The sequence below is a fragment of the candidate division KSB1 bacterium genome, from assembly GCA_022562085.1.
Classification (GTDB): domain Bacteria; phylum Zhuqueibacterota; class Zhuqueibacteria; order Oceanimicrobiales; family Oceanimicrobiaceae; genus Oceanimicrobium.
The window spans coordinates 1-5,076 of sequence record JADFPY010000326.1 but is presented as its reverse complement, the minus strand read 5'-3'; the positions used below and the strand labels follow the sequence as shown (position 1 = coordinate 5,076).

The 5,076-nt window shown below is 41.3% G+C and carries 6 protein-coding genes; 5 read left to right on the top strand and 1 reads right to left on the bottom strand.

The window, feature by feature from the left end; translation table 11 throughout:
• From IH879_19360 to IH879_19345, 4 genes are all read left to right on the top strand, one after another.
• On the top strand, window positions 1–335 hold a 335-nt coding region (locus IH879_19360), incomplete at its 5' end, for a glycerol-3-phosphate acyltransferase (GenBank protein MCH7677086.1).
• A gap of 28 nt (window positions 336–363) precedes the next feature.
• On the top strand, window positions 364–1,206 hold the full coding sequence (locus IH879_19355; GenBank protein ID MCH7677085.1) for a transglutaminase family protein: 843 nt from the start codon (window positions 364–366) through the stop codon (window positions 1,204–1,206).
• A gap of 14 nt (window positions 1,207–1,220) precedes the next feature.
• A complete protein-coding gene (locus IH879_19350; protein MCH7677084.1) occupies window positions 1,221–2,003 on the top strand; it encodes a zinc ribbon domain-containing protein in 783 nt (260 codons plus the stop codon).
• A gap of 90 nt (window positions 2,004–2,093) precedes the next feature.
• The gene (locus IH879_19345) at window positions 2,094–2,510 is read left to right on the top strand and encodes a hypothetical protein (protein ID MCH7677083.1); all 417 of its coding nucleotides are present in this window, start codon (window positions 2,094–2,096) and stop codon (window positions 2,508–2,510) included.
• A 61-nt stretch (window positions 2,511–2,571) separates the two neighbouring features.
• Here IH879_19345 and IH879_19340 read toward each other — a convergent pair whose 3' ends face one another.
• Window positions 2,572–2,913 carry a DUF3467 domain-containing protein gene (locus IH879_19340; GenBank protein MCH7677082.1) on the bottom strand — a complete coding sequence of 114 codons (342 nt, stop codon included), beginning with the start codon at window positions 2,911–2,913 and terminating at the stop codon, window positions 2,572–2,574.
• A 138-nt stretch (window positions 2,914–3,051) separates the two neighbouring features.
• On the opposite strand from IH879_19340, the gene polA reads away from it, so the two are divergent.
• The coding region (gene polA, locus IH879_19335; GenBank protein MCH7677081.1) for a DNA polymerase I at window positions 3,052–5,076 on the top strand (2,025 nt) is incomplete at its 3' end.

The window sequence follows — 5,076 nt, the reverse complement described above, 5'->3', positions numbered from 1 at the left end:
TGGCGAAGTTCAAAGGCGGCAAAGGTGTGGCAACCGGAGCGGGATTGATCATCGCACTTTTTCCCTGGGCTTCATTGATTTGCTTCATTATATTCGCGGCCCTGGTTTTGACCACCCGCTATGTTTCACTGGGTTCGATTATCGCGACCTCATCCCTGCCTTTTGTTTTGCTGACATTTGACCGCATGTTCGGAAAATCCGTTTCAACTTCGCTTTTGACATTCAGCATCTTGATAAGCGGCCTGATCATTTTCACCCACCGTTCCAATATTCGCCGGTTGATAAACGGTACAGAGAATCGCTTCGAGAAACTACAATTCAGAAAAAAACTTTGATGGATTTTAAAGAGTCACAAAATGTGCAATGAGTAAACAAGAGCGAGAAATCAATGCGCTGATCACACTTCTGGGTGATGATGATCTAAAAGTAAAGAATATCGCGCAGCAAAAGTTACTGGAATTTGGCGTGCCGGCGCAACAAACTTTAAGACAGGTTGCCTTTAGCGATTCCGACGGCAGAACCCGGATTGCGGCGCAGGCGCTGCTCGAGAATTTCCGGTTGGAGCAGTTGGCGCAGGATTTCAAAAAACTCAATTGCGAATCAGACTTCGATCTTGAGGGCGCGTGTTTCATTTTAGCCAAAATCGAATATCCAGAATTAAATATTCAGCAGTATGTAAATAAGATCGACGGACTGGCGCTAGAGGCTGAACAGAGAGTTTATGGGGTCGATGAGGATAGAGATAAAGTGAAGGTGATCAACCATTTCCTTTTTGAGGAAAAGGGTTTTCGCGGCAATGAAAAGTCTTACTATGAACCCGAGAATAGTTACATTAACAAAGTCCTGGACCGTCAGACCGGCATCCCGATCAGCTTGTCGGCGATTTATCTTTTTTTAGCCAGGAGGTTAAACCTTCCCGTAGACGGCGTCGGTTTTCCCGGGCATTTTCTGCTCAAGTACCGCAGTGATTCAAGACCGTTTTTTATAGATGCATTTAACAGCGGACAAATTTTATCTCAGCAGGATTGCAAACACTTTATAAAGAAAATGGGTTATACTTTTTATCCATATTATTTGGATACATCAGAATCGCGAGATATTCTGGCTCGTATGATAAGAAACCTGGTGCTCATCTTTCTGCAAAAGAACCAGCAGAATAAAATCGATACTTTAGAAAGAATCTTTAGCGAATTCGTGATGAATTAGAGGGAGACCAGAATTTGAATTGTCCAACTTGTCAAACCAAGTTAGCCGAGGGTGCTAAATTTTGTAATGAATGCGGCTCAAACGTTGAATTATCCAAATGTAAAAAATGCGACAAACTTTTAAAACCGGATGCGCGTTTTTGCCAGAATTGTGGTGAACCTGTTAAAACTGCAGCGGCCCAACCTCTAGCTACAGGGCAGACCCCAGAAGTTAAACAAAGTTGGTTAAATTCATTCGGGAGTTTTTTGTTTATCCCTGTCTTTGCGGGAATTATCGTGCTTTTGTTTTGGGTGAACAAAGAACCGGAGCCACTCGGAGCCTCGAACGCTGCCGTCCAGGAACAATCTGCCCCGGATATGGCTGCAATGGTGCAGGTGCATGAGACATTGGAACGTTTAAAGAAAAACCTGGATTCTAATCCGAATGATGGGGTCTCAATGGATAGTTTGGCCATTATGTACACCATTGCCGGAAGTTATGAAAAAGCCCTTACCTATTATGAAATGCATTTGGAAATCGAACCCGATAATAAAGATTTAAAAATCGCGCTGGGATTAACGTACCATAATTTGAAAAGGAGTGAAGACGCGCTTGCGATTATCCAGGAAGTTTTAACAGAGGAACCCACCCATGCATTTGCCCTGCATTATCTGGCTGAGATTCAATCTTCTCTACATAATCACGAAGAAGCGGAAAAACTCTGGCAAAAAATAATCGCCGCATACCCCGGCACTGAAATGGCAGAAGTCGCCCAGCATCGTATTCATGAGACCATGCATGAAGATGAGATTAATTGAAAATGAAATTTTAAAATGTAAAAATAGAAAAAGTAAGAATTAGTAGGTATTTCTTCAATTTTCAATTTGCACTAATTTGAGGAGAAACGAATGCCAAAGATTGAATTTCAAGAAGCCAACGTGACTGTTGAAGGAGAAGCAGGACAGGACCTTAGAAAGATTGCCCGAAAAAATAAAGTCCAGCTTTACGGTAGTGTCAATAAATATATCAACTGCCGTGGCTTTGGGCTGTGCGGCTCTGACCGCATCCTCGTTGACCCAAAAGATTGCGTGACGCCTCTCACCTGGAAAGAAAAACTTCATCTGGGTGAAAAATCAAAAATGCGGCTGGCCTGCCAGGCAAAACTGGTTTCGGATGCAAAAATCAGCATTGCCCCGGCTCTGGAATATGGTGAAGAAATGAAAGGAAATCTGCAATTCGGTGCGGCGGCTCTTTTCTTTGGCGGGTTGACTCTCTTTTTTGTGGTATTTATGTTGTTTGAATTGGTCGGAAAGCCGCTGTTTTAAAAGTGTTCAAAGCTCCAAGGTTTTGTTTCAAGTCTCGATTATCTTTCCGGGCCGTGGTATCTTACTTCTTTTGGGTACCTTTGTCTGAAGTATCCTCTTTCGATTTAAACCCAATCGGTTGCTGGACATCCGGTTGAGCTCCGTGTATTATAATTTCTCCAAATTGTTTTTCATACTTCGTGATATTGTCTTCAAGCGCTTTCTGAAACGATTTGGCATGCTGGGGCGTCATAATAATTCTGGCGTAGACTTTTGCTTTTGGTATGCCCGGCAGCATGCGCGTAAAGTCGAGCACGAACTCAGCGGGTGAATGAGAAATCAGTGCAAGGTTTGAATAAATGCCCTCGGCTTCTTTTTCCCCTAATTCTACATTTATTTGCTGGCCTGGATTGTTTTGATTCATCTTTTTTCCTTTTATTTTCAAATTCATAATAATAAATATTTGCTTAAGAAACAAACCAAAAGTAAGAAATTGACAATTAGTTAAAGATGATTTATATTAAAATGACTGTTTTAATTTCATTCCGGGATTGGCTTTTCTATGCTTAAGAAATCGCTTTTTCTGATCGATGGTTCTGCCATTGCCTACCGATCCTATTTTGCCTTTATAAAAAACCCGTTGACCAATTCGCGGGGAGAAAACACCAGCGCCATATTTGGTTTTTTACGTTTTCTGTTCATGATATTTGATAACGAGAAACCAGATTATCTGGCGGTTATTTTTGATCCAAAAGGGCCGACGTTTCGGCACAAACAATATAAAGAATACAAAGCGACAAGACAGAAGATGCCTGATGATATGCGAGATCAACTTCCGAAAATACACCAGGCGCTGCAAGCCTTGAATATTCCTATCATCGAATTTCCTGGCTTTGAAGCAGATGACGTAATCGGCACTTTGGTTAAGAGAGCTAAAAACGAAGGCTTTGATTCGTATATGGTAACCGGTGACAAAGATTTTATGCAACTTGTGGAGGATGGAATTAAAATGTACAACCCGAAACGCGCCGGTGAGGAGATCGAAATTCTTGATGAAAAAGGGGTTACGGAAAAGGTTGGTCTGCCGCCATCGAAAATCATTGATTATTTAGGACTGATGGGAGATAAATCGGACAATATCCCGGGCGTTCAAGGTATCGGCGAAAAGACCGCGGTTAAACTGATTCAAGAGTTTGGCAGCCTGGAGTCCGTTTTAGAAAATAGACAGAAGGTAAGTCGTGCTAACATTCGCCAAAATCTCGAAAAGTATCAAGATGATGCACTGCTTTCAAAAAAACTCGTGATTATAGATACTGATGTGCCGGTTGATATAGATTTGGAATCATTAAAACGGCAATCACCAAATAATGAAGAAGTTACGAAGTTATTTCTGGAATTTGAATTTAACAGTTTGCTGGAGCGTTTCAATACGGAACGAAGTACGAGCAAAGTCACTTACAAAATAATTGATTCTCACAAAGCTTTGCAGGATCTCCTAAAAAAATTAAAGCAGGCAAAGTTTCTTGTTTTGGATCTCGAAACCACAAATCAAGATCCGATGCGCGCTGAAATTGTTGGTATCTCTTTGACGATGAAGGCAGGTGAAGCCTTCTATATTCCAACTCAAGTTAAAAAACAGAAGAACGAGAGCGAGGACCGTCTTGAAAGAGAAATTTTTATTAAAGGAAATGATGATCTATTTGGCGGCGCGGCGATTTCAAAGCAATTGAAAGCGATCTTTGAGGATGGAAATATTAAAAAATCGGGGCATAATATAAAATACGATATGCTGGTTTTGGCTCGTTATGGAATTTATCTTGAAGGGGTTTCTTTTGATACGATGGTGGCTTCTTATTTAATCAACCCAACTTTGCGACAGCATAATTTAGATTCTCTAGCTTTAGAGCATCTCAATCATACTAAAATTCGACTTTCTGATTTGATTGGAAAAGGTAAAAAACAATTAAGCATTTCAGAAGTTCCAGTTGAAAAACTCGCTGAATATGCGTGTGAAGATGCGGACATTACATTTCGATTGAGTGAAATTTTTGAGCCACAACTCGAAAGCGCAGGTTTGACAAAACTGCTTCAGGAAGTGGAGATTCCGTTAATTCATGTTTTAATGGATGTTGAGAAAAATGGCGTTGCTCTCGATCTTGATTTCTTAAAGCAGATGTCTCTCGATATGGAAGCAAAAGTTGGTAAATTGATTACGAATATTTATCACATGGCGGGAGTAGAGTTTAATATCAATTCGACGCAGCAACTGGGGCACATTCTTTTTGAGAAATTACAATTGCCCAGAAAAAGAAAAACCAAAACCGGGTACTCGACAGATGCGGCAGTTTTAGAGGAGTTGGCACGAATCCATGAGCTTCCGAAAACATTACTAGAATACCGCGAGCTGACCAAGCTGAAATCTACTTATGTAGATGCTTTGCCGAATTTGATTAATCCGGAGACCGGACGTCTACATACTTCGTACAACCAGACCGTCGCTGCCACGGGTCGTTTGTCTTCGAGCGATCCGAATTTGCAAAACATACCCATTCGAACTGAAATCGGCCGAGAGATTCGGCGGGCGTTT

Excerpts from the sequence above, each read along its gene's own strand:
- IH879_19355 (MCH7677085.1), top strand. The coding sequence starts at position 364 with ATGAGTAAACAAGAGCGAGAAATCAATGCGCTGATCACACTTCTGGGT.
- IH879_19345 (MCH7677083.1), top strand. The coding sequence starts at position 2,094 with ATGCCAAAGATTGAATTTCAAGAAGCCAACGTGACTGTTGAAGGAGAA.
- IH879_19340 (MCH7677082.1), bottom strand. The coding sequence starts at position 2,913 with ATGAATCAAAACAATCCAGGCCAGCAAATAAATGTAGAATTAGGGGAA.